We start from the raw sequence: 24,896 nt of genomic DNA, 5'->3' as shown, positions 1-24,896 counted from the left end.
AAATTATTTTTTATTCTCAAATCCTATATTAAACACCTGGTCAACTGCTTCTTTTTTCTCTGAATCACTAACCTGATAATATTGGTTCAGCGTTTTCATATCTTTATGCCCGGTAATTGATGCTATAAGCTTATCACTCTTTCCTTGCCTCTTCATCATTGTAATAAAAGTTCTTCTAGCTGTATGAGTACTTATTCTATCATAAAAAGCCATTTCTTCTTTTATATTTTCTTTCCCTTTTGTTGTAACTTTCTCTACAAGATTAGTGTAGCCCATTTTTTCGAACACTTCTTTTATATACTTATTTTGTTTTTGATTAGCTATCAATGGAAGTTTGTAATCATATTTTTTCAAAAGATACTTTGAAATATTACTCAAAGGAATTTCTCTTGCTATTTTAGAACTGTCCTTATCTTCTTTTAAAATGATATAATTATCAGTAACATTACTTTTTTTTATCAATGAGAGCTCTCCAAATCTCATTCCTGTTACACAGGCAAAAACAAATACATCTCTAACTTTTTCAAGTCTTTCAGACTTCAAATCATATACAAGTAGACTCTCTAAATCTTCTAAAGTTAAAGCTACCTGTTGTGTAATTACTTTATCTAATTTTTTAAAACCAACAAAGCTATTGTTATAAGTATATTTATTATTTAAAGCCCAATACATAAATGTTTTGAACAAGCCTACATTTCTAGAAAATGTATTATTAATATGTTCTAAATCATCAAGACAGTATGAAGTAAACTCGCTATAAAACTTGTCATTTATATTACTGAATGTCAATTTATAGTTCTTTGCTTTTTGAAAGTTTTCTAAGATATTTTTAATGTTTTTGTAACGCTTTATCGTTGAAGCTGACCATTCCTTTTTTTTGATTTTTTCAGTAGTAAAATTGTTATATGCTTCAAAAAAATTATTTGCTACACCAGAAGTTTTCTTGAACTCTTCATCAAATACTTTTTTTAATGTTTTAGAAGTTAATTCTTCCTTCATTTTTTTATACAAACTAACTGTTTCCATAAACAAATTAGAATGTCTATCAAGTTGCATTTTGATGCTTTTTGAGAACTTGGAAGTCTTTCCCCTGGTCAAAGGCATTTTGTTTTTAAAATCCCAATATTTAGGTTCTATCTTCTCTCCTGTAGAGTATACAAATGTTTTACCTTCATTTTTAAAGGAAGTTCTAAAGAATATAAGAGTCTCTTTATCCTGATTTGGATATTTTAATCTGAAAGAATATTTCATAGCGCTAAAAACAAATAGGTGTCGTTTTTGGTGTCTAAAATGTTATACTTAAACATAACTTTTAAGTTTAAACAAATATAACAATTCCCACAAAATCAACACATTTAAAGCTAAATGTTTTTTTAAGTTATAATAGAAAAAAGAAAGTTCAATACTCGGCGTCTCCACAACTAAAAACCTTAACGATCTAAAAACAAGATAGTTAAGGTTTTTTTGTTTATTTTTTAGCTAGCATTTAGTCAGCTTTATCAAATAAATACTACTTCAACTCTTCAAGTAGGTCTAATATTTCATTTTTCTTATAATATACCCTACCTTCCATTCCGTACGATTTAATCTTACCTTTCTTCGTCCAATCTCTCAATGTTGGGAAGCTTATTTTAAGAAAGTTTTTTGCTTCATTTCGAGTTAACAACTCTTCACCCATAACTGGCTGAATGTATTTTGTAACCTCAACCACTTCTTTACTTGAAGGTTTATCTTGTATTAAAAAATCATTCTCTTTCTTTACTTTTAGTGCTTCTGCTGTATTCTCTATAAAAGCCCTAGCATTTTCTGAAATCCCAGAACTTGAACCCTTTATCAAGAACTCTACAATAACATTCCTAACTATTTCAATAATTTTAATATCATCATAAGCAAAAATCGCATGAATTGATCTAGAATGAAAGATATTATAATCATTATTTTCATAAGTCCTTACTATGTGTTGTAAATATGCACTTTGTCTAATTATTACTTCTTTATTCTTAACTTTTTTTGTTTTCTCTTCATAGAATATGACCCCATCAATTACTGAATCATGAGGGACAAAAGAAAAAAGATATAGCATATCTAAAGCCTTACAGATTTCGTATAACAACTCACAATATACATGACTAAAATATACCGTATATATAGTTTTCGAATTCTTATACTCATTTAAATCAACATAAACTCTACTCCACCCTTCTTCCTCTTCAGAAGAAAACTTATTTTCTTTAAAAATTATACTGTTTATTGATTTAATATTACTTCTATTAGACTTCATCTGTTTTTGTATATATACAAACAAAAGTAAAGCATTTTTCAAGCACTCTAACTCACTATTTTTTACTTATAAGAGAACTAATAAAAATTTAAATTAAAGTAGTTGAATATTCAACTACTTTAATTTTTTCTATAAACCTTTATTATACTAAAAGCTAAACAACTAATTCCTGCTCCTATTGCCATAGGAACTGTTAAAGGTATTCCTACCGCAACAGCTAAACTGAATCCAACTGATGCTCCAGACGCACTAACCATTGCAATAACTGCACTTGCTTTATTTTTTTCTTCATTCATATTTGGTGATATATTATTAACTTACAAATAAGGTCTTTCCTAAACTAATTAGACCTAAAAAGGTAAGCAAAACTTCTATACAAAATGAAACGCAAAGAATTTCAAAACTCAGAAGCAGTTCATAAAAAATCAAAATAATTGTTTTCTATAGTTTAGAATATTGTTGTTTTCTTATTTGTAAATTCTATCACAAAAGAATCATTTTAAGGTTTCAAAGGTTAATTTTTTTATTACAAAAGTTGTCATAGTGTTCTTTTACTTATAATAATAAAAATACAGAGTGACAGATTTTGCAATTTTTATTCAAAGGTTTTAAGTTTTTTTCCCTCTCGTTTATCAAGTATATACAAGAGTAGAAATAAGTTAAAAACTTTTTCTCTTTAACTCTCTCACCTCACTGTACTAGAATCTACTAAACTTTAATACATTTAATAACTTCAAGGTTATTCCTCCAAGCCCCAACAACTGATAACAGAATACTTTTATTTGCTTTATACAAATGCAAAACATACATATCTTATTAATCTGAGTTATACGAAACGGTTCTCCGATAAAGTTACTTGCTTCTTTCGAACTTATAATTCTCTAAAAAGAAGCCTATTTTCCGTCACAAAAATAAATTAAAATGACATACATTTTATAATAATTCTTTTAATAAAAAGAATAAATCCTAAAAGAATTTTCAAAAGAAACCTCTATGGCTTCCCATAAAAACTAGTTCTATCAAAGTACTATCTTGCTAAAGAAATTGAAATACTAACTTTTAAGAAGCTAAAAATAGAGACTTCTTTAATGGAATATTTATAATAAAATTTAATATTTTAGTACAAAAAAATTAAAGCTATTTAATATGGGAGGACAAGAAGGTCTTAGGGGTTATATAATCCAAACTATTGTTGCAGTAATCGAATCTTTAGACGACAGAGAAAGCTGGGAAAAAGTTACATTAGAGCCAAATGAAAAACTCGAAAAGGTTGATATTTTATGGAATTATGCAAATAATAAAAATATTGCTGTACAAGTAAAGTCTTCCAAAAATAATATAGAATTTTCTAACGCTTCAAAATGGATTGAAGAACTCAAAAAAGATATGCCAAGTGCTAGTGAATATCAATTGTACCTAGTAGGTTCTCTTCAAAACAAGTTAAAAACCGAACTTAAACAAAGTAACAATATTATAAATGGCGCAACTGTAAAAGTAAGAGCCTTAGAATACGACAGTTTAAACGCTCTTATAGTAGAAAAAATTGATTCTTTTTTACATAAAAGAAATAAGGAAAACATTGACATTAATGTTAGAAAAATAATGTCAACTGCACTTAAAAATATATTTATTGAAAATTCACTAAAAGGGAAAGAGTTTTCAAAAAAGGAATTAGAAGAAGCTTTAATAAATGTTATTTTAGATATAAAAAAACAGGCAGAAAAGCATCTTTATAGTTATCTTAAAAAAGAAGCAAATAATTATACTGAGTCTTTCGACACAGAACACCTAGTTATTGCTAATTTTTTGAGTCTGATAGGATGGGATAATTTTAATTACAAACAAATGTATTCCGAATATAATGATAGAACTGGAAAAGATGATGAATTTATAATTGATTTCTGTAGTCTTGACGAAGACAAGCTAAAAGACAATAACTTAAACTACATATATATACAGTCTTTAGTCGTTAACTCCTATGCAGATATAGATAAGAAAAAAATTGTCCAATTATATCAAGCATTAGGTAAGGTTTCCGAAGGGTTTGAAAAAAAGCATACTGATTCTGAAGAAAAAACATATTCAAAGAACGTAATACATTTTCTTTTATCAAAAGAAATAAACGAAGACAAAGAAACTTTTAGACATAAGGTAAGGAGTTTTGATAGTAAAAAACACACTTTAAAAGATTATATCTATTATACCATAGATAATAAACAGTTGTATTTTTTATATCGTTCAATAATTACTGCTAAAACTTATCGTCCAGAGACGTCTATAAAGTTTTTATATCCACAAACCGAAGATATTGTATCGGAAGGGAAAATAGGAAAAAGAGCTCAATATCTTCCTCCACAATTTTTAACCTCTTCTGTTTTACCTATCGTGAAAGAAAATAAAGATAAGATTAGTGTTTTAATTTTCTGCAATGATACTTATTCTCCTGTCAATTTAAAAAAAATTGTCTGGCTTACTATTTCAATTACTTCTGGTTTTGCAAATGAATACTTAATATACTTTCCTGAATATATTGAAAACAATGAAACAAAAAATGAAGTTAGAGATATATTAAGAACATTTAATGATAATTTGTTATTAGATAAAGTTAGTGTTCATAGATTAAGTGAAATAGATTCTAATTTTGTTAAAGATCAACCTCTTTATGCTAATAACGATTCTTCAATTAATGAATTGGTTGATGAATCGCAACTAAAACAAGTTAATTATAAACCTAATAGTGATTTTTTAAATAATTACTTACCATACGGTAGCCTTATCAAACCTTTTTTAAATTCTGATAGGATTAAGTCCGATGATCTAAGGGATTTTCTTGCTAAAGAAAAAGGAATTCATTTCAGAAGTTCTGACAAAACAAAAATCATTGGAACAATGACTAAAATTTTGTTTAGCCCTTCAGATGTTGAAAACTTAACTAAACTTGTCCTTTCAAAGAGAGTATATTCTAAGGAAGTTCCTAAACGACCTTATGTTACATTAGAAATAATAGAAACAAAAGCTTTAGAAAGTGTTATAAAAAAATCAATTCCTGACATTAAACATAATATTAATGAAAAATTAAAATCTAAAGACGCAAAACTAATTGATGTCCAAACTAAAACTCAAAGTGATAATGTGATACTAGAAATTTTTATTGAAGAATACGACCCTAACAAACAAGCTATGCTAAGTAAAATACAAAGTGTAGAAAAAGTAGTATTTACAAATAAGGGAAACAGCATTGAACCTATTCAGCTTTTTCAAACTACATTAGGAGGACAATTAACGAAATCTTCTCTAACTTTTATTGAAAACAATCTCAAAGAAAGAAAAATCATTAAAAAAATCACTAATGAAATAATGTTTAAAGACTTTACTTCAAATGAAGAAAGAGTTCTCTTTTTATTGAGTTTTACGGATATCACCAATCATGTTGTATTTCAAAATGTCGATTTAGTAGCTTCTAGCTATGCCCTAGATGAAACTATGAGTATACCTGAAGAATTAAATGACAAAGCTGGTAAAAACATAGTAACTTCAATAAGAGGAAAAAAGCTACATGAAATCAATGAGTTAAAAGATGAGAACATTAGGAAATATATCCTTTTAGAGAAAATAAAAGTTTTATATACTTTTAATCATAAACAATTAGAGGTCAGTGGTAAAATGGAGGTCGAAATTAATTTCTCAGGGGCACTTAAAAACAAACCTGAACCAGATGGAAGATTAAGCTTAAAATTTAAAATTACCCCACATAAAAGTAGTTCTATGAATATAACTAATCTACAATCTTTTGAATCAAATTTAAAGAAAATTTTCTACGCTTTTCAAAAAGGAAAATTAAAAGAGTTTGAAAAATTATAATTTTTCTATCTCTATATCTAAACACTGTGGTTAGTTTTAGTATAAAAGAAATGTATTCAAAAATTAAAATGACCCTTTTCAGATCATTTTAAGGTTTCAAAGGTTATTTTTTGATTGCAAAAATTGTCATAGTGTTCTTTTACTTATAATAATAAAAATACAGAGTGACAGATTTTGCAGTCTTTTATAGAAGGTGTTTTTACGCCTTCTAAGCTGTTTTAAAGCCTTCTAACAAGATATAATGAATCACTTATCAAAACCTCTTAAAACATCTAAAAAACAACTTTAAGAAGGTGATTGAAGAGACTTTTAAGTAAAAAAAACGCAAAGTAATAAAGTATAAATTATAGATTTGATTTACTTAAACCATCTATTCTCAAAACTACGGATGGATTGATAAGCTTCTCCACTCATCTATCTATATTCTTTTTCATTAACTATGTTTTCTTCAAGCAATAAGCACAACTAGTAATAAGCTAGAGTACATTATAATTATTCTTTCCCTCTAAAGTCTTTATAAATACACTTTTTAGACCTATAACAAAGTATTACATTACTATTTATTTTTGAATTTGAATCATGATTAATCAATAGGTCTACTTTTATTTAATAATTTAATATATTCATCATACGAAAGTCCATTTATAGAATCCTGCTTCAATTTAATAAGTATAGGTATCTTTAAACTATCGAACATTATTTTTTTAGAGATGCATCCTTTATTTACAGCATATATGTATGATTTTTCATCAACTTTATTAGGTTTAAAATCGTAAAAAGTAAAATTTCCATCAAAATCAGAACCTGCGTAAATTTTGGTAGAATCATTATAATACAACAATAAAATTGCTGAAGTATACTCCTTTGGTTGTGGAACAGGAAGTATCTTACCTGATAATAATTTTATCTTGCTGTTTTGTTGTTTCTCTGTAGTTGATATAACCTTGGTTGGAGCTACTTTATTAGAGCAAGAAAATAAGAATAAAATAATATATATATACCTTTTCATTTAATTAGAATAATATTTTTTTACTTCTTTAAACATAACATTCCATTGCCACTTATAAAAACTTTTTGCATCATTATAATAATCCATAAAATTATCTGTCTTACTTTGCGTAAATTTATAAGGATTGTTATCTCCTATTGAAAAATTATCTTCAAGAATTTTAATATTCTTTGTTAATATACGTATATTGTTGTTTACCGTTTTTCTACCCTCTTCACTTAATTTTTTATTTAAATATTCCTCTTGCTTCTTTAATTGTTCCTTGTAACTTTTAACTTTATTTACCTTGCTCTCTGTTCTATCATATTTTTTATCTTCAATAAAAGAATGTGTAAGCCCTAATGCATGACCAATCTCATGTGTGAAATCAGAAATATTACCTGCATTAACATACATAAACACATAACTCCAATCAAGAGGTATTACTCTTGAATCACCTGCTTGATTCCTTTCATGATTTTTTGCTATTAGAAAAACAGAAATACCTTTTTCGAAATTTATATTATCTTCAAATCTTTTTATTATTCTGTCTTTTCCTTTTTTAGACAAATTTGTTCCACTATAATCATCTTCGTCAAAATCATCTAAAGAAATAATAGGAGCATTATTTAAATTATTCGTTAAAACTGGCTTAATAAAAGCCTGATTAAAAGACCTCTTTTGAAGAAATTCTTCAAGACTATTTATTCTATTACCAAACAATTCTTTTAACTTTTCAATATGTCTGCTTTCAGAAACTAAAACAATATTTATCAGTAAACTCAATACTTCATCATTCTTAACTACATTGATAGCACCTACCTTTTCATCATTCTTATCTAACAGGTCAATCATTACATCACTACTTAAAGGCGAATTACAAATAATTTTTATTTGCTTACTCTCAGCTTCATTTACTTTTATTTGTTCAGGTTCAAAACGTATACCATCTTTTGATGGGAGTTTAATTATATCAACATCTATTGCCTCTCCTTCTAATATCTCAACTTCTAATTTAAGTTTTACATTTTCTTGCAGAGGAAACATACTTAACCAAGTTACAAAGTAATCTTTATCATGAATTTTAGTTGGAGTATATTCTTTTTTTAACTTTTCGTAATCTTTACATATAGTTTGATAATCATCTCTCATCCAATCAAAACCAAATTCTCCTTTGTAATTGTCTAACCTTCTTAAATTTGCTGTGAACTTTAATGCTGGTCTTACTTTTGGAAAAGTAATTTCCATTGTATTTCCTTTACCACTATCAAAAGAAGCTATTCCTTTATACGTTCTTTCCTTTTCTTTAGTCATTTTTATTTACTTTTCTTCAGTAGCTATTAATTCTAATTTTGTTTGTTTTCCTGTGATTGAAACTCTTTTCAAAATATCGTTTTCTAATACTTTATCTTGGTATTTATAATTTAGGCTATCGTCTTTTAAATCAATGGTTACTGTTTCTCCCTCTGCATTTTCTGTTTCTATAACTAAGATAACTTTTTCATTTATCTCAATATCATCCTGTTGTATTCGTTCTCCGTTCTTATTCTCAAAAAAATACCTTTTAAATCTTGGCATAACATCTTCTTTCGCTTTATAAGGAGTATCTTTTATAGGAGGTATAAAACTCTCTTGCCAAGGTTTTATATAACGAGTACGGCTTTTTCTTCTCCAATCGGTACTGTTTTTAAAAAAACGATAATCTTGCATCGCAGGCGATATGGTTAACGTAACATACATGCCTTCTTGATTATTAAAGACCTCATGATAGTTTATAAGTGTACCATCTTGAAAATTATATTGGAATAATTCTACTCCATCAAAATCGTCTTCGTAAAAAACCACTTTCCCATCTCTTAATAAATATAAGTTAGCAGGGTAATCTATTTTTTTATTTTCTGCTCTGTCGGCAATACCCCATTCGATAAAGGTATCATCATACATTTGAGATTCGTAAGTAACTGTAAAAGTTCCTCCCATTAAAGCTGAGGTTGGTTTACCATTCCAATCAGTGAGTCGGATATAATTTAAACTGGTAGAAATTAATTCTCTTTCCTCTCCACATACAAAGAGTTTGGCTTTTATATTCATAGATGTTTTTTTGTGTAGTGCAATTTTTTATGACCTTAAATATATAAAAACATTATCAGACCTCAAACGGATCATTTTAAGGTTTCAAAGGTTAATTTTTTGATTGCAAAAGTTGTCATAGTGTTCTTTTACTTATAATAATAAAAATACAGAGTGACAACTTTTGCAAAACTTTTTAAAGAATTAGAATTAACTCACTAAATAAAAAAATGACCCTTTTCAGATCATTTTAAGATTTTTAAAGGTTAATTTTTTTATTACAAAAGTTGTCATAGTGTTCTTTTACTTATAATAATAAAAATACAGAGTGACAACTTTTGCAAATAATTAGAGAGCTTAAAACTTACATTCTCAACTGTTAATTTAAATGATTTTGCTTTAGCTTATTCATTAGACTCATCTAAACTAATTACTTTTAAAAACATTATTAATATCCAAAAGATTATCAGTTGTATATTGAATATTTTTAAGATTATCTTCAAGCATTCCGCATTTATTTATTGCTTCTATTTTTGCATTCTTTACATCATCTCCAATACCAAAATTACACCAAACACTTGTAAATTCGGTAATTCTATTTTTTCTGTGTTTTTTTGAATCGAGTTGAGGGTAATATATAAAACTATCATTACAGCTCATATTACGTAACATTATTACATCTTGTTTAGTTTTAACAACCCATTTATTCAATTTTGAATCCCAAAAATTGTATTTAGTATCTCCATTGAGTTGAGATTTAACTAAAAAACCTTCTAGTTCAATGTTTTCAATAATTTTTCCATTAGATTTAAGTTTAAAAAGAGTTTTAATACGATAAGAACTTACTACAACATACTTATCAAAACCTATATCCCCTTTAGTAACATACATTTTTTTAGAAGTATACATATTTTCCTGACCAATAATGGTTTTAACTACCTTTAGCTTGTAAGAAATCCCATTTTCATCTGTTACAAAAGAGTTATTCAGGTAATAGTCAAGCTTTTCCAACTTCTTTTCCTCTCTCTTTTCCTTTGCTAATTCTTCTTCTTTTTCAGCTTGAATAACTTTCTCCGTTGAGTTATCATTTTTAGAGTTATCCTTAGGGGTTTCTTCTTTTGTGCTTGTTCCACACGACACTAGAAAAGCAATCATAATACTTGCTAAATATTTTTTCATAAGATTTTATTTTTAATTCGCTCAAATATACAAAAATGTAGTTATTTAAGGTTACAAAATATCATTTGTCATATTGGACATTTACAATATGATAGAATTATCAGAGAAAAGGTTAGAAGTATTAAAGTCTGAGATACCAATAAAAATTGGTAACCGTGTTAAAGAAATTAGAAAACAAAAAGGCTTAACCCAGACACAACTTGCTGAATTAGTAGGAAAAGATAGACAATACCTATATAAAATAGAGAAAGCTGTAGTTACACCTAACGTAGTAACGATATCAGCATTAGCAATAGCTATGGAAGTTCCCCTAAAGGAGTTCTTCAATATTGAAATTTAAATGTCTTTTTATTTAGCTTATGAGCAAACAAATAAACACCTACAATTATTGTAAGTGCTTATTATTTCTAATACATTGAATCTCGTTCAATATTCTGAAAATGATATAATTTCTCCCATCATATTCTCCCAAGCAAACCAAGAAAGCCAATTAAAATATTGCGTTTCATCATGTGGGCTAGGTTTATTTTTTATCTTCCCACAATTTACTTCAAATTCATCTAAAATTTGCAAAATGGATAAATGATATCTTTTTGCAAAAGATACAGTATCACTATAATAAATTAAGCCAGGAATAGAACCATTATTTGCAGAATAATAATCATCAGGGTTATTTATTAATAAAGACCACTCAACATTTCCTTGTTCTAAAAGTTTTATATGGAAATAAGGGAAGGAACTGAAGTTTTCTAAAAAATTTTTCTTTTTAAATTTAGACATACTTTTCGATTTCTTATAAGGCTAATCATCTATAAATAAGACCTTAGGAAATTGAAAAAATACTTTCTTCAAAATATAAATATTTTTTTCTAAATTCATTTTTAAAACACTCAAAATAATGGTAGGAAATCAATAAAATATGTTTTTAACGAACAATTCATTCTTTTAGAGAATTGTTTGATTTCTTAGCATCTTATTTGAGCACCCAAACCACCTGTTTGTAAACAACTTAACAGATTGTTATTATCATTAATGATTTTTTAAAAATATATCTTGACAACAATCTTTTAAGTATGTTTTCAGGCTTCATGAATAAACAAAAAATCAATGATTTTGCAAACATTGATTTTTAATATTATCAGTTCTAAATTAGAAAAAAAACTCTTTATTTAAATTAGACCTTATCAGAATCATTATTTCTTTCAGCCAAAAATTTTAAACCAAGACCTAACAACAATAAAGCAGCACCCCAATTACGTGTTTTTTTATGAGAGCTTAAAACTCCACCAATAGTCATTAACCCACCAGTTGTTGTAAAAGTTGTTCCAGCAATATCTACTTGCTTGCTATATTGCTTTCCATAGTGAACCCAATTTTTAAAATGTTCACAATTATTAGAGAAAAAACCATAAGCTTTTTCCCCTAACCTTGATAGAGCTCTATTTACAGCTTCTTGTCTGTGGAAGTTATTCCCAGGATATCGTTCAATTTTTTTTGGAACATATTTTTTTAGTTGCTTATTAATTTCTTCATTAGGAAGGACTTTGATCCCTTTAGTAAAATTAGCAACAAATTTAGGTTCGTTTTCTTCATTACCAAGATAAATAACAAAGTGATCTACCATTCCCATAAACTTTTTATGCAATATAACCGCATCCGCAGGTTGTAAATTATTGCTCAAAACAAAATCATTAATATTCATGTAATTTTTTTTAATTTTTTACACTACAAACTTAGAGTGAAAAAGCTCTCTTTTTAATTGACTTATACAAAAGTCAATTAGAAGTCATTTTCTTATCTAATCCATTTCTCTACCTTTTCCCTTAGTTTTTCATGTCTCTCCTTATTCTTTTTTATTTCTTGTTTTATATATTTTGATTCTTTTTTGTATAAAATTTCATTATGAAGGTCAACCCCAAACCTTTGTAAAGCTAAAAACTTCCCTCTTTTAACTTTAGGTCTAATTACCTTTTCATCATAAAGAATATCAAATAAAATAAATAAGAAATCTCCTTTCTCAGAATCAGCTTGAAATTGTATTGGCTCTGGAGTAAATATTTTTTTAAAAGATTTAACAGATCTTATTACGCCTTCTGATTTTAAATTATTGGAAATTTCATCCATTTTATAATCCTCTATAAGCCACTCATAATAAGGTTGTTTTTCTATTCTTGAAGTATTAATTGAGTTTTTTTCAGAGTTCCTAATTAATCTACTAATTTGTAATCTACTTTCAATATCCTTATAATCGTAGCCTTTTATTTCTGATAAACTAATTAAAGCATCTCTTAAAGATTTTAATTCTTCATTTTCAAAAGAAACACTATCAATAATATAATTTCCAATTTCTGTTAGTATGTATTTTAAATCTAATCTAAGTTTATCGTCATTTATTTGTGAAAGTTTTGAGTTTACTGTCTCTATGAATAATAAAGTTACTGTTTCAAAATTCTTTTTTACTTCATCTTCTTTTTTATTTTTTAAAAAAAGAAGATGTTGTTCAATAATATCATAAAAGTCATATTCTTTGAGTAGCTCTATACTTTCATCTATTCCATTAAAAAAGACTTCATTTAAAATTTCTTTTACTGAAAAGAATATTCTATTCATAAATGTTTTTATCCTTTTTTTAAGTTAAAAATAACTCTATCAAAATTCTTTTTTATCATTCTTTCTATAGCATTTGGAGTTTCAGAATAAATATTAGATAAATATTCTATTACTAATTTTATATCTTTTGGTTTTATCTCTCTATTTTTTAACCTTATAAAGGGTCCATCACTTTCTGTTAATATTCTATTTTTATCTATTCTACCTATAACCTTTCTTCCCGATACAGAATTAATCATTGCTGGATTAATTGAAAAATAATATCCAGAAGATATTATTTCATCCATTACTCCTAGACTCCCTGTATACCAATGAAAAATTGCATTTTTTATTTTATACTTCTTTAACAAATCAAGGACTTCTTTCTCTGCTTTTCTTGAATGTATACTTAAAATTTTAGACCTTCCTTCTAATTCTTTTAGAACTTTCTCAAAACTTAATAATTGTATAGGTTTGGTAGTTATACCTTCATTTGAAAAATCCAATCCAATTTCACCTATATAAGATGTATAGTTCAAATACTTTTTAAAAAGATTGAATTCTTTTTCATGTTCTGAAGCCATCAAAGGGTGCATTCCTAAAGCTAATCGTACTTTTTTATAATTCTTCACATGAGTATAACCTATTTTAAAATGACTTGGTAAATTAGTCATTCCAATAGTTATAATTCCCTTTTTTTCTGATTCATCAATGATTTCTTTAGGGTTTTCATATAGGTCAAAATGACAATGAGTATCTATAATCATTAAATTTCTAATTCATCTTTTATAAATTGGTTACCTTTACTTTTGAATAAACTTAATACCTCTTTTTTAGAATTTAAAACTAAAGTTGCATATTTATCTAAATCGCTCATTGGCACACTTCCGTTAATCAAAATATCTTGTTTCATTTTTTCAACTGAAATATTTTTAGTTAAAAAATTAATTACAGCTGGTAAATCTACAAAACTATCTCTTGATAAAGGAGAAGTAATATCATTTCCATAAACTTGATTATCTTCCCCTGCTTTATTTAAAGAAGCTCTACGATAGACACAAGGCATACATGTTCCACAGTGCTTGGTGTTTTTATTTTTCCAATTTTGTTTACGACCAGGCTTACCACAAGAAGTTGAAAGTTCTAATATTTCTTTAAGAAGGCTTTTATTAGAACAGTTTATGACCATATCTCCCTTGGTATCAAACTTATATGGATTATCTAATTTGATATTTATATTCAAATTATTTAAAAGTTCCTGTAATTTACCAATAACAAAAGGGTGTGTTGTTCTTGTACTTAAAGAGCTAACCCTTGAAGGAGTCAAAGGATAATTAATAGAAATTGTTCCGTTTTCAGGAATAATAAGATTCGACGATGGAGAAACTAAACAACCTAACCCTATAAAAAAGAAAGATCTACTTCTATAATTTGATTCTAACTTTAATTCTTCTTCATTAATATCATGCCTATTAAGAGCTAATTTAATTTGTATCCAGTTATCTTTAATTTTTTTAGGATATTTAGCTTTTAATTTTGTGAACAATGAGTTTTGATCTTGATTAGGTCCTGGTGATTTGAAATCGAAATGGGAAACTAGTAAAATTTCTTCATCAACACTTAATTTTTCTAGCTCATCAATTACTCCAATTAATGAATCAAGTCCTCCAGAAAAAAGACTTGTAGTTTTGATTTTACCTACATCAAAACTTCTTTTATTTACATTCCATCTTCTTTTAGTTTCTTTAAAGTAATTTTTAATTTTATTTTCAATAAAGTTAATTTTCCAATAATCTCCAGTTAAAAATTTTAAAGCATCTTCTAAAACTTTTTCCTGACCTTTCCATTCTTTTATATTATAAACAGGAAAATCAACTTCTAATTCTCTAGCCCAACCATCAACAGAATAAAACTCTCTATCGATAAGATTATCAACACCATAAACCAAAGTTGAAATTAAAAACAAATCAAACTCAATAGATTTTGATGCTTTTTTTAAATCATAAATATTTACAAAGCTTCTAAGTATAAGAGGAACTTTATGTTCCTTTTTGTCTAAATCTGTAAACGATAAATTTATACCAGAGAAGTTTCCGTTAGTTGCTTCATGTAATTCAATTCCTATTTTCATAACTATTCGAATACGGTTAATATATCTTGTTGAATATTTTTCACTAATACATCTGCATTTTCAGAACTCCAGTCTAAGTCCTGAAGATTGTTTCTTCTTTGCATACCTTTCATCTTTTCAAAAATGAAATCTTTTATTTCCTTAAAGAGATTATTGCAATCTGATTGGTTTTTATCTTTTATCAATTTTTCATAAAACCACTTATCCAGATGCTCATATATATAATATCCAAAATATCTAATAATAATATCTTCATAAGTTTCTGAATCAAATCTAGCAGCTAAAACCTTTTCTAATTCATCAAAATCATTTGCTTCTGAAATAAGATCTTCTAAAACTTGTCTAGTTGCTTCTTTTGCTGCAACTTCGTCTATAGTTGAAGCTGTTCCTGAACAATACTCAATTAAATGATTAATTATATCAGATACAGATTTGCCAGTTAAATCTGGTAATCCTACTTCTTTTAAGGCTTCTCTAATATCATTTCCTGAATTAGAAAAAGCACTTAAAAAAGCACCTATTTTAATAGCGTTTTTTATTCCGCTTTTACCTCCAATTTTTGAACCTCCGCGACCAGCTTTTGAAGCTCCTCCTAGAGTTGTAACGTAATTCTTTAATATCTTTTTTTTATCATCAGTAGATACTGATGAGCTACATGAAGAGGTTACTATAGAACTTAAATTATTCCAGTTTGGAATCATTGCTTTTCTAGTATCCGAAAATGATTTTGAAGTTCCCATTTAATTGTTATCTAGTTTATATGATTTACTTACACGAGTATTATCTTTAAAGAAATTATTTAAAAAAACTCCTAACACCTCATGTCCTTTAAACTGACTTAGACTCACACCAATTGAAGCAGGTATATCTTTTGTACTTATTACCTTTAATGAATCAATGTAATAATCGACTGAATTATCAACATTGCTATTTATTAATTGATTAAATATTTCATAACTTATTTTTAATTTTGGATCCTTCTTTAAATGTCGAGATAGTAAACTTAAAAAAGAGTCTTTTTCTAGTGGGTTTAAAGAACTAAATTTAGACTCTATGAGACTTTTTCTAGTTCTTGCTGGCATTTCGGAACTTAATTCTTTAAATAAGCTTTTTACAATTGGGGGTATTAAACTAGATGCAGATATTGATGTAGCAATCTTATCCCTAGAAATCCAGAAATAATCTCTTAAGTCAATTTCAGATAATTTAGGTTCGATTTGAAGCCACTTTATAATCTTAGGTTTATTCCATTCACTCAGCCCTAAATTTTCTATCTCATGGGATTTATCAGTTTTTTCATCCTCTTTACATATTTCTTCTAATTTTTGAATTTCTTTAGGAACACCTTTTTGATTTAATTGCCATTCAAATAATTGTCTAAATAGTCTAATTTCAGAGTACTCTAAAAGCATTAGTTTAGCTAATACTGAAGAATCAAAACCATCCAATTTTGCTACATCAGAAAGTCTTTTTCTTAATATATAAGTATTTAGAAATCTTTTTATTTGTCTAGGGTTTCCATATAAACTTTGAGTTATAAGTGGTACAAGAGAAGGAATTGATATTATATTTGATTTAACTTTTTCAAATTCCTGAATTGAAAGTATGTTTTGCATATTTAACAAGCCATAACTCGAATATTTATCTTTAACTCTAAACTCGTGAAAATCAGAATAAACTTCTTTGAATTTATCAACTTCTATTTCTCTTTTACAAATTAACATTGAAATATAAGTATCCACTTCTGGTTCCGATAGTTTGGGTAAAGAATACGGCAATTGAATTAATTTTTCTAAATAGTCATCAATTATTCTAGAATTATCACCTTGAATAGAATTAGTATTTCCATATTTATATTCTATAGCATGCCTAACAATTCTTGGGTCAGCACCTATTACAAAAGCAGTTTTGGGTACATTAACAAATAATTTAATAGCTTCTAGATTTTCAATTATTCTATCTGGTTTACATCTGTCTAAGTCATCAATTATTACAACTAATCTTTTGTAATTAGTTGCATCTAATAAATCACTAAAATCCTTTCTAAACTCAGCTACTGGATTTATTCTTTTATCATTTGTTACATTTTCTTTCTTTAAAGAATTTAAAAGTTCTTTACCCTCTTCTGAACCTAGTTTCTCTATGAATCTCTCTGGTGTATCTATACTCCATTCTTTCATCTTTTGCATAGCAAAAGGAGCTAAAGAAACTCCTCCTGTAAAATAAGCTGAAACAGCAGGCAATGCTATATTTTTCAAAACCATACCTGCCCCTCTCATCCAATCAATAGACTCCCATAACTTCTTTGCTTTATTTTTTACAGTCTCTTTTACTTCTGAGCTTAATTTTTTGTTGTTTTCTATTTCGTTTATTATAGAATTAAGCAGAGCTGCCTTAGCATCATCATATCCCTCAAATGTCCATCCATTAAAATAGATACACAAAGTATCTTCCTCTTTTGAACCTCCCTTTTCAAATTCTTCTTGTATTATTTTCAGAACACTAGATTTACCACTTCCCCAGTCTCCGAAAACACCAATGGTAATTGGTAGTACTGTATCGTCTTTAATAACATCAATAAGTAAATCCGCATGTACCTTAAAACCGAGTAAATCCTCAGAGGTTTCATTATCTGACCACATTTTCTTTTTCTTTTAGTTATGTCATTTTACAATTCAATCAAAATCTTTTTAATTCAGAATTGTATGTTTTAATTTTCGTGATAACTGTAAACATATAGCCTTTTAAGTAAATAAAAAAAGGGATATCCGTAATTTTAAATGTATTTTTCCGTTAAATTCTAATGCAGGATTACATTAATTTACTTTTTAAAATTTTTATACGTTGACGTATACGTTCTCATTCTATCAATCTGTCCTTTAGTAAAAAATATCTACAACTACTATATCCCATGAAATTAGTATGCATAATTGAATTTTTACACTCAATTATCCTAGTTTCATAACATTTAAAACTCTTCTTTTGAGCAGGAGTATCTTCAACACCATCTTTATTTCTAAAGCCTCCTTCAAAAGCGTGTAATAAACTTAGCCAATGACCTACTTCATGGATAATTGTTCTTCCTGTCTTTGTAACCTTTGAATAACCAATAGAAACACCATTATCATATCTATTCTTTACTAAACTAACTCCTGTAGGTGTTGATGCTCCTGTATTTAAATTACAGATATACACATTTAAATACTTGTTAGGTTAAACTATAAGACTAACTCTATAAAGCTTTCTTCTTTGATCCCTGAATTTTCTTTTTTTAGTATATACTCTCAATATTCCACTTGTTGGACTTTCATCAGGAAGCCTTTTGGCTAATACAAACTCAATATTAGGATTTCCAATGCTTACTTTAAACTCGTCTGTAACAAGCTATACATCAATATTTTTCATCAAAAAATATTCATTTAAGTTTTTTAATGTATGATGTATTAATTCTTCTGAAACATTCTGATAATCTTTGTTGTATACAACATGAAATATAACTGGGACTTGGACTTTTGGATAAGAACTTTTCTTAAATGTTTTAATTCCCTTTAAAGGATCTCTTCTCTTTTTTGTTGAACATTTTTCTTGAGCATTTATATTGATCATCCAAAATGTTTAAAAAACAGTCCTATTATTTTTTTAAAATTATTTATCAAACTAAAAATGATTATACAAAGTTACTGTGTATCTTCTTCTTTACTTTCTCTACTTATAGTAAATATATTAAATCCTATACCAACTCCATACCAAGGTCTTCCTTGATAAATCCAATTCTTACCTAGGTTTCTAGAAAGGAAATCCCAACCTACAAAACCTCCTATTTGAACATTTCCTACTTCTTTTATAATCCCCATGGTCGGTGTTAAAGCAGAAGCGTTAGTGGGTGATGTTATTACTCCTTTTGTTGTAATACTATCAACAGGCACTGAGGTTAGACTAATCCCTCCATATAAATTGATAAAATTTCTAAACTTAATAGACATTCCTATACCTGCATTAAAGTTTCCATAAAAATCTAAAGGAATCTCTTCTCCATCACCAGGTCTTATTTTAATTGGTATTGTCGCAGTTCCAAATTCTAATAAAACACGAGGCTCAACAACCTTAACACTTTCTAAAAATTTTTGCCTTGGCATTTTAAAATACATCCTCTTTTTAGCTGTATTCTCATAGTATTTTGCGTTCAGACTTTTTGCATTTTCTGAATCTCCACTCCACCATAAAAAAGTAAATATCACTTCATCATTTATAATTCTATCAACATTTATTTCTCTATTCTTATCTACTTGTATTTTTATGGGTTTACCATCAGTATCATTTTCTGTTACTCCTTCAGCTGAACATCGAGTTATTATTTTCCCAAATTTAAATTTATAAACTTTGTCACTATCTATATTTTTTAAAGATTGGGACATTATTGATAAAGAAGTCAACATCAATACTAAAACAAATAAGTATATTGCTTTCATAGGGGTTAAGTTTTGGTTAGTTTAAAATTACTTTAAAGCTATACTTTATGAAATACTTAGCGTTAGGTATTTTTCATAAAAGTTTCAGGGTGTTTTTCCTGTATTAAGAAATCGGATGCAAACTCTCAATAACCTCCTGTAGATTTTCAAGGTCATCTTGAACATAGCTTTCAGTAGAAGATATATAACGATGTCCCACCATATATTGAACTTCTCTAATATTGTGGTGTTGCAACCAATAAGTAATAACAGAAACTCTAATCTGTTTGGAGTTTTTTAAATTATGATTGATTCTTCTATGCTTTTTAAACAACCAATACGTTATCATTTTAAATCGATCACCACAAGAAAAGCCTTTATTGACTTTACTTCTAATATCTTCATAAATCAGTAACCCCATGTTATCATACTCTTATGGGACAACTCTTACGATAAGTTCTTACTTATTCTATCTAATCCTAAATTGAGAAATTTCCTATAATTATTCCATACACCAAACTGATCAGCAAACATACTTAATGTTAAATTATACATAGAAATAGAACCTATACTGTACCTGTTCCTAAAAGTCATTTTAAGCGTTTTTAAGCAACTTTAAAAGCTTTAGTGTTAAATTGCCTCAAAAAGCAAAACAAAGCCTTTAAAATAAGTTTAAACTATCTGTAATTAAAAATGAATAGATTACGATTATCCTCATTAAGCTTCTTCTGACCAAATTTTGGCTAATTGTACTCCGTAATCAATAGGCTTCTTCCCTATATAGCTCAAAAACATTTTCTCCGTTCCATGAGCAGTAATATTCATTAATAAAGGTGTAGGATATTTCTTTTGTGCATAGAAATTAGTCGCAAATGACCTCCTACAAATGTGAGAAGAAACTAATTTGTACTTCGGAAATTTCCCCTCTTCTAATCTTCCAGTCTCTTCATTCCTAAGTTTCCCTTCTATTAGAAACGTTAATTTAGCTTCTTTGCAAACTAATTTAAGATATCTATTAAACAAAGCAGAATTACTACTTTCATTATTACTAAATACAGGAGGAAAATTACCACCGTAAGAATCTAAAATAGCTTTCACTTTTTTATGAACAGGTATCTGAACAATTTTTCCCGTTTTCTTTTGTGTTAACACAATGAATTCGAATCCATGATGTTCTTCTATCATAGATTTACTCATCTTCATTAAATCAGAAACTCTTTGACCAGTAAAACAACCAATAACTAGCCAATCTCTAGTAACAGATAAAACATCTTCTTTAAACTTTACTTTCTGAATCTCTTCGATTTCTTCAAAGGTCAATGTTACTTTGTAAGATTTTGAAGTAAAACCTTTAAAATGTATTAATTGAGGACTTACTTCAATATTATTCTTTTGAGCATCTGTACAAATCGTCTTAACTTCCTTTAAATATCTTCCTATTGTTCCCTCCGATAACTTCTCTTCTTCATCTAAGAAATCTATAAACTCTTCCCTAAATCTTAAATCAACATCTTTTACTCTAAACTTTATTTTCTTCTTTTCTTGAAACTTAATCAACTTATTAAGAATTGTAGTCCTCTTCTTTATAGTAGATTCCGAAACCCCTTTCTTACCGTCTTTATTAGCATTATATTTAAGCCTCTCAATATATTGCTCGGTATAAGCAATTAAATAATCAAATTCCTTTATCTCTGATTTCCCTAAAAATTTAGCGATTGATTCTTGCAACCACAAAGAGGTTACCTTTATTCCTTTTGTATTACTCGTGTTAAGCTCTTTTTCTATATAAACCTCCAAATTCTTAAGATCTACTTTTAAGTTCTTATTAAAAGGATTGTTGGTCTTTGGATACCCTGTTGCTTTACTCCATTCTTTAGAGTCAATAAAATACCCTGTCTTTCTCTTAAAAGAAATACTCTTACTCAAAGACAACCTTAAATAGATTTGAGAATTACTAGATTTTCCTTGTAGAATAAACTTAATCTTTGCCATATCGTTTTTCAACAAAGATAACAATATTTAGTCAGTATTTAGTCAGCCAATCATTTATTCTATTTTATCTCATTTAATAAAGAAGCAAACAAAAAGCATCAAAAGTCCCGTATTTACTAGCATTAATGATTTGTAAAAATAAGATAGAATTAAATAAAGTAAAGTATTGTAGTCTCGGCGTCTCCACAAAACAACCCTGCAAATATTGTATTTGCAGGGTTTATTTTAAACTAATAACTATAACCTATATTATTTTGTTATTTTTATTGCTTAGCATAGTCTTTGTATAGTTTCAATGGACTATCCTCTGTTTCTCCTCCTTCTTTTACATATACCTTATTGTTTATTTGTGGAGGATACACATAAGTATATAATCCGCCCCATCCATCGTTTTCATAACAGAAAGTATTCCAGTTTTCACCATTTATTTCATTAGTTTGTAGTAAAAAAGCTCCAGTAGCTTCATTTTGTACTTGTTTTTTATGCTTTAACACAACTCCATCGTATTCATTAGGAATTCCCTTAAACCGAAGTAACACGTCATCTCCTATCTCAACCATTGTCAGTGTAAACATATCTCCTACATAATTCCTCACACTATCTGCCAGTAAAGACATCTCTGGAAGTTCTTCTTTTACTGTTTCTGGCTTCTCATTTTTAAAAGCTTCTATTTCTTTAATTAAAGCTTTTGCTTCGTCCTTTCTTGGAGTGTTATCATCTAAAGAAAGGTAATAGGCAATTTCGTGAAGTGCTTCATCGGCTAGAACTAATTTTCCTCCTCTATCATCACGTTGATTATAGTTATCTAATTTTTCCCGAACAGTATTCCACGTTTTTTCCGTTTTTTCTTCTAGTTCTTTATGTTCCCAAACTCCTTTTAAGGCTTGAATAACTAAATTATCTGGAAAAGATTTTAAAGCTTTTTTAATATTATCAATCACAGCATAAGCTGGTGCTTTAGTTGTATTGAAAAGCTCTACCAAAGCTTCTGAAACACTTCCTATTCCTATACCATATAAATTATTATAATCTCTTATAATTAATAACTGCCCTCTTTTTAATACTGGAAACTCCAGTTCATATACTTGCTCTGCTACCTTTGTTATTCTTGGCTCTATACGGTTTGTATAATCATGGTTAACTATATCAAGGTCTTGAGCAAAAAACGATGTATGCTCATAGTACCAATCTGGTCGAAATACAACAATTTTGAATTCTTTATCTGCTGGAGCATACTTTAGGCTTCCCAACTTATTAAATCCGAATTCCATTTTAATTGTATATGATTCTATAGTATAAAATAACCCTTCTACCAAAACATAGTATCCGTAAGCTGATAATTCATTACTCGAATGCGCCAATTGTGAAGCTTCAAGTGAACTTTTAGGCGTTTGTTCCATAATACATTTTTTTTTAGATTTGAAAAGACAATATTAGAGGTACACCAACTAAAAAGCGCTCCATCCGAACGAATGAAACTCCTTTATTTCGTTTCAATCCTATAATCTTTGCTATATTTTATTTGGTCTCTACTATAGTGAATAGCTATCCATTTATATAGCCCTATGACTGAGTTAAAATCCATCATAATAACATTAACTGCTTTTGCTATAGCAATCAGCATAACTAACTTTTTAAAAAAAAGACGAGATAACTATTAACCTTACACAAACAAAAAGCGCAACCAAATTGGTTGCGCTTTTGTATTTTATATAGCTATACTACTATTCTTCTTTAAATAACTGCTCTTTATAAGCTGCTTTTTGAACTTGTGCTCTTCTTGTTACTGAAGGCTTAGTGTATTGCTTTCTTTCTCTTAACTCTTGTAAAACTTTTACGTTTCTAAATTTACGCTTGTAACGCTTTAAGGCTCTATCGATATTTTCACCTTCTTTTACAACTATTCTTAACATACTATAAGGTTTTATTGTTTGACATACTTTAAAGTCATATAAATTACAGCACAATACTAAACATAGTATAAACTATGCTATGATTTAAATGATATTTATTTTAGATTAAAAATTCTATTGAAAACGCTTTGTAAAGCAACTGAAGACTATGGAATCTGATGGTAACAGAAAATAGTATAAAGACTTGTAGATTTTCTCCTAAAAGGACAGAACATTAATACGGCGCAAAGGTATGTTTTATTTATCGGCTCTACAAGGATTTGAGACATTAAAAAAGGCGCTACTAAAATAGTAACGCCTTTTAATTAAATAGTTTCTCCTAGTTCTTTTAGCTTAGAAGTATTTTCTGCGAGCATTAACTCGTCTATAATTTTTTGAATATCTCCGTTTACAATGTTTGATAAATCGTATAAGGTTAATCCAATTCTGTGGTCTGTTACACGTCCTTGTGGATAGTTATACGTTCTAATCTTTGCAGAACGGTCTCCTGAGGTTACCATTGAACCACGTTTTGCTGCATCAGCTTCTTGTTTTTTAGCCAATTCTAAATCGTATAAACGAGAACGTAATACTTTAAATGCCTTCTCTTTGTTTTTATGCTGTGATTTTTGATCTTGACATTGTGCTACTAATCCTGTAGGAATATGCGTTAAACGTACTGCTGAATACGTAGTGTTTACCGACTGCCCTCCTGGTCCTGATGAACAGAAATAATCAATACGTACATCTTTTGGATTAATCTCTACATCAAATTCTTCTGCTTCTGGGAATACCATACAAGTTGCTGCTGATGTATGTACACGTCCTTGTGTTTCTGTTTGTGGTACACGCTGTACACGGTGTACACCCGCTTCAAACTTTAACGTTCCGTATACATCCTCTCCAGTTACTTCAAACTGAATTTCTTTAAATCCACCGTTAGTTCCTTCAGAAAAATCTACTGTGGATACTTTCCATCCTTTGCTTTCGCAATATTTGGTATACATACGGTATAAGTCTCCTGCAAAAATACTTGCTTCATCCCCTCCTGTTCCTGCACGTAATTCAACAACCGCATTTTTAGCATCTTCAGGGTCTTTTGGAATTAGCAAAAACTTAATCTCTTCTTCCAATTCAGGAATACGAGTTTTTGCTTCGTCCATTTCCATTTTCGCCATTTCAACCATTTCTGCATCCGATCCGTCAGCAATGATTTCCTTAGCTTCTTCTATATTATTTAATAAAGTTTTGTACTCGTCTGCTTTTTTTACAACCTTTCCTAAATCTTTATATTCTTTGTTTAATTGTACATAACGTTTCTGATCAGAAATAACATCTGGTTGGATGATTAAGTCTGAAACCTCATCGTAACGTTGTTTAACTATCTGTAATTTATCTAGCATAGTATCTTTTCTTGGGGTGCGAATTTACGATTTTTTATCGAATTTTATTCATATCTTTAGTT

24 protein-coding genes and 1 pseudogene are annotated in these 24,896 nt (G+C 28.2%); 2 read left to right on the top strand and 23 right to left on the bottom strand.

Features of this window, described 5'->3' with window-relative positions:
* Positions 1 to 3 precede the first annotated feature (3 nt).
* From LCI24_RS04390 to LCI24_RS04380, 3 genes are all read right to left on the bottom strand, one after another.
* Positions 4 to 1,056, bottom strand: coding sequence for a tyrosine-type recombinase/integrase (locus LCI24_RS04390; RefSeq protein WP_274639350.1), 1,053 nt, complete (start codon positions 1,054 to 1,056; stop codon positions 4 to 6).
* Between the two features lie 454 nt (positions 1,057 to 1,510).
* Positions 1,511 to 2,281 carry a helix-turn-helix domain-containing protein gene (locus LCI24_RS04385; RefSeq protein WP_274639349.1) on the bottom strand — a complete coding sequence of 257 codons (771 nt, stop codon included), beginning with the start codon at positions 2,279 to 2,281 and terminating at the stop codon, positions 1,511 to 1,513.
* 119 nt (positions 2,282 to 2,400) lie between these two features.
* Positions 2,401 to 2,577 (bottom strand): hypothetical protein, encoded by a 177-nt coding sequence (locus LCI24_RS04380; protein ID WP_274639348.1) that lies wholly within the window; start codon positions 2,575 to 2,577, stop codon positions 2,401 to 2,403.
* An 850-nt stretch (positions 2,578 to 3,427) separates the two neighbouring features.
* Here LCI24_RS04380 and LCI24_RS04375 point away from each other — a divergent pair.
* Positions 3,428 to 6,142 carry a hypothetical protein gene (locus LCI24_RS04375; RefSeq protein WP_274639347.1) on the top strand — a complete coding sequence of 905 codons (2,715 nt, stop codon included), beginning with the start codon at positions 3,428 to 3,430 and terminating at the stop codon, positions 6,140 to 6,142.
* Between the two features lie 583 nt (positions 6,143 to 6,725).
* Here the strand turns inward: LCI24_RS04375 and LCI24_RS04370 are convergent.
* The 4 genes from LCI24_RS04370 to LCI24_RS04355 form a co-directional block, all read right to left on the bottom strand.
* Positions 6,726 to 7,151, bottom strand: coding sequence for a hypothetical protein (locus tag LCI24_RS04370; protein WP_274639346.1), 426 nt, complete (start codon positions 7,149 to 7,151; stop codon positions 6,726 to 6,728).
* The gene (locus tag LCI24_RS04365) at positions 7,152 to 8,444 is read right to left on the bottom strand and encodes a hypothetical protein (RefSeq protein WP_274639345.1); all 1,293 of its coding nucleotides are present in this window, start codon (positions 8,442 to 8,444) and stop codon (positions 7,152 to 7,154) included.
* Between the two features lie 6 nt (positions 8,445 to 8,450).
* Positions 8,451 to 9,221: a type VI secretion system tube protein TssD gene (tssD, locus tag LCI24_RS04360; RefSeq protein ID WP_274639344.1), complete on the bottom strand. Its 771-nt coding sequence runs from the start codon at positions 9,219 to 9,221 to the stop codon at positions 8,451 to 8,453.
* 405 nt (positions 9,222 to 9,626) lie between these two features.
* On the bottom strand, positions 9,627 to 10,379 hold the full coding sequence (locus LCI24_RS04355; protein WP_274639343.1) for a hypothetical protein: 753 nt from the start codon (positions 10,377 to 10,379) through the stop codon (positions 9,627 to 9,629).
* Between the two features lie 88 nt (positions 10,380 to 10,467).
* Here LCI24_RS04355 and LCI24_RS04350 point away from each other — a divergent pair, with 88 nt between their 5' ends.
* Positions 10,468 to 10,719 carry a helix-turn-helix domain-containing protein gene (locus LCI24_RS04350; RefSeq protein ID WP_274639342.1) on the top strand — a complete coding sequence of 84 codons (252 nt, stop codon included), beginning with the start codon at positions 10,468 to 10,470 and terminating at the stop codon, positions 10,717 to 10,719.
* Positions 10,720 to 10,805: 86 nt separating this feature from the next.
* Here the strand turns inward: LCI24_RS04350 and LCI24_RS04345 are convergent, their stop codons facing one another.
* The 16 genes and pseudogenes from LCI24_RS04345 to prfA form a co-directional block, all read right to left on the bottom strand.
* Positions 10,806 to 11,159 carry a DUF7222 domain-containing protein gene (locus LCI24_RS04345; RefSeq protein WP_274639341.1) on the bottom strand — a complete coding sequence of 118 codons (354 nt, stop codon included), beginning with the start codon at positions 11,157 to 11,159 and terminating at the stop codon, positions 10,806 to 10,808.
* Positions 11,160 to 11,553: 394 nt separating this feature from the next.
* On the bottom strand, positions 11,554 to 12,081 hold the full coding sequence (locus LCI24_RS04340) for a lecithin retinol acyltransferase family protein (RefSeq protein ID WP_274639340.1): 528 nt from the start codon (positions 12,079 to 12,081) through the stop codon (positions 11,554 to 11,556).
* 92 nt (positions 12,082 to 12,173) lie between these two features.
* Positions 12,174 to 12,989: a hypothetical protein gene (locus tag LCI24_RS04335; protein ID WP_274639339.1), complete on the bottom strand. Its 816-nt coding sequence runs from the start codon at positions 12,987 to 12,989 to the stop codon at positions 12,174 to 12,176.
* Between the two features lie 8 nt (positions 12,990 to 12,997).
* On the bottom strand, positions 12,998 to 13,735 hold the full coding sequence (gene qatD / locus LCI24_RS04330) for a Qat anti-phage system TatD family nuclease QatD (protein WP_274639338.1): 738 nt from the start codon (positions 13,733 to 13,735) through the stop codon (positions 12,998 to 13,000).
* Complete coding sequence (gene qatC, locus LCI24_RS04325; RefSeq protein WP_274639337.1) at positions 13,735 to 15,099, bottom strand: Qat anti-phage system QueC-like protein QatC; 1,365 nt, start codon at positions 15,097 to 15,099, stop codon at positions 13,735 to 13,737. The genes qatD and qatC overlap by 1 nt, the downstream gene beginning before the upstream one ends.
* 2 nt (positions 15,100 to 15,101) lie before the next feature.
* Complete coding sequence (locus LCI24_RS04320) at positions 15,102 to 15,839, bottom strand: hypothetical protein (RefSeq protein WP_274639336.1); 738 nt, start codon at positions 15,837 to 15,839, stop codon at positions 15,102 to 15,104.
* Complete coding sequence (locus LCI24_RS04315) at positions 15,840 to 17,741, bottom strand: KAP family P-loop NTPase fold protein (protein ID WP_274639335.1); 1,902 nt, start codon at positions 17,739 to 17,741, stop codon at positions 15,840 to 15,842.
* Positions 17,742 to 17,958: 217 nt separating this feature from the next.
* Positions 17,959 to 18,297: pseudogene (locus LCI24_RS04310) on the bottom strand (M43 family zinc metalloprotease); the annotation flags it as partial.
* 186 nt (positions 18,298 to 18,483) lie between these two features.
* Complete coding sequence (locus LCI24_RS04305) at positions 18,484 to 18,705, bottom strand: hypothetical protein (RefSeq protein WP_274639333.1); 222 nt, start codon at positions 18,703 to 18,705, stop codon at positions 18,484 to 18,486.
* Positions 18,706 to 18,776: 71 nt separating this feature from the next.
* Complete coding sequence (locus LCI24_RS04300) at positions 18,777 to 19,568, bottom strand: hypothetical protein (protein ID WP_274639332.1); 792 nt, start codon at positions 19,566 to 19,568, stop codon at positions 18,777 to 18,779.
* Between the two features lie 103 nt (positions 19,569 to 19,671).
* Positions 19,672 to 19,968 carry a hypothetical protein gene (locus LCI24_RS04295; RefSeq protein WP_274639331.1) on the bottom strand — a complete coding sequence of 99 codons (297 nt, stop codon included), beginning with the start codon at positions 19,966 to 19,968 and terminating at the stop codon, positions 19,672 to 19,674.
* 26 nt (positions 19,969 to 19,994) lie between these two features.
* Entirely contained in the window at positions 19,995 to 20,141 is a 147-nt protein-coding gene (locus tag LCI24_RS04290) for a hypothetical protein (RefSeq protein ID WP_274639330.1), read from the bottom strand.
* A 123-nt stretch (positions 20,142 to 20,264) separates the two neighbouring features.
* Positions 20,265 to 21,539, bottom strand: a complete 1,275-nt coding sequence (locus tag LCI24_RS04285) for a phage integrase SAM-like domain-containing protein (protein ID WP_274639329.1) — start codon at positions 21,537 to 21,539, stop codon at positions 20,265 to 20,267.
* Between the two features lie 263 nt (positions 21,540 to 21,802).
* Positions 21,803 to 22,939 (bottom strand): hypothetical protein, encoded by a 1,137-nt coding sequence (locus LCI24_RS04280; RefSeq protein WP_274639328.1) that lies wholly within the window; start codon positions 22,937 to 22,939, stop codon positions 21,803 to 21,805.
* Positions 22,940 to 23,263: 324 nt separating this feature from the next.
* Positions 23,264 to 23,452, bottom strand: a complete 189-nt coding sequence (rpsU, locus tag LCI24_RS04275; RefSeq protein WP_115900369.1) for a 30S ribosomal protein S21 — start codon at positions 23,450 to 23,452, stop codon at positions 23,264 to 23,266.
* Positions 23,453 to 23,757: 305 nt separating this feature from the next.
* Positions 23,758 to 24,834: a peptide chain release factor 1 gene (gene prfA / locus LCI24_RS04270; protein WP_274639327.1), complete on the bottom strand. Its 1,077-nt coding sequence runs from the start codon at positions 24,832 to 24,834 to the stop codon at positions 23,758 to 23,760.
* Positions 24,835 to 24,896 lie beyond the last annotated feature (62 nt).

Origin of the sequence: Tenacibaculum larymnensis (assembly GCF_028829235.1) — a bacterium.
GTDB classification, from domain to species: Bacteria; Bacteroidota; Bacteroidia; order Flavobacteriales; family Flavobacteriaceae; genus Polaribacter; species Polaribacter larymnensis.
The sequence above is the reverse complement of the archived record's forward strand: the minus strand, read 5'-3'. Positions and strand labels throughout refer to the sequence as shown.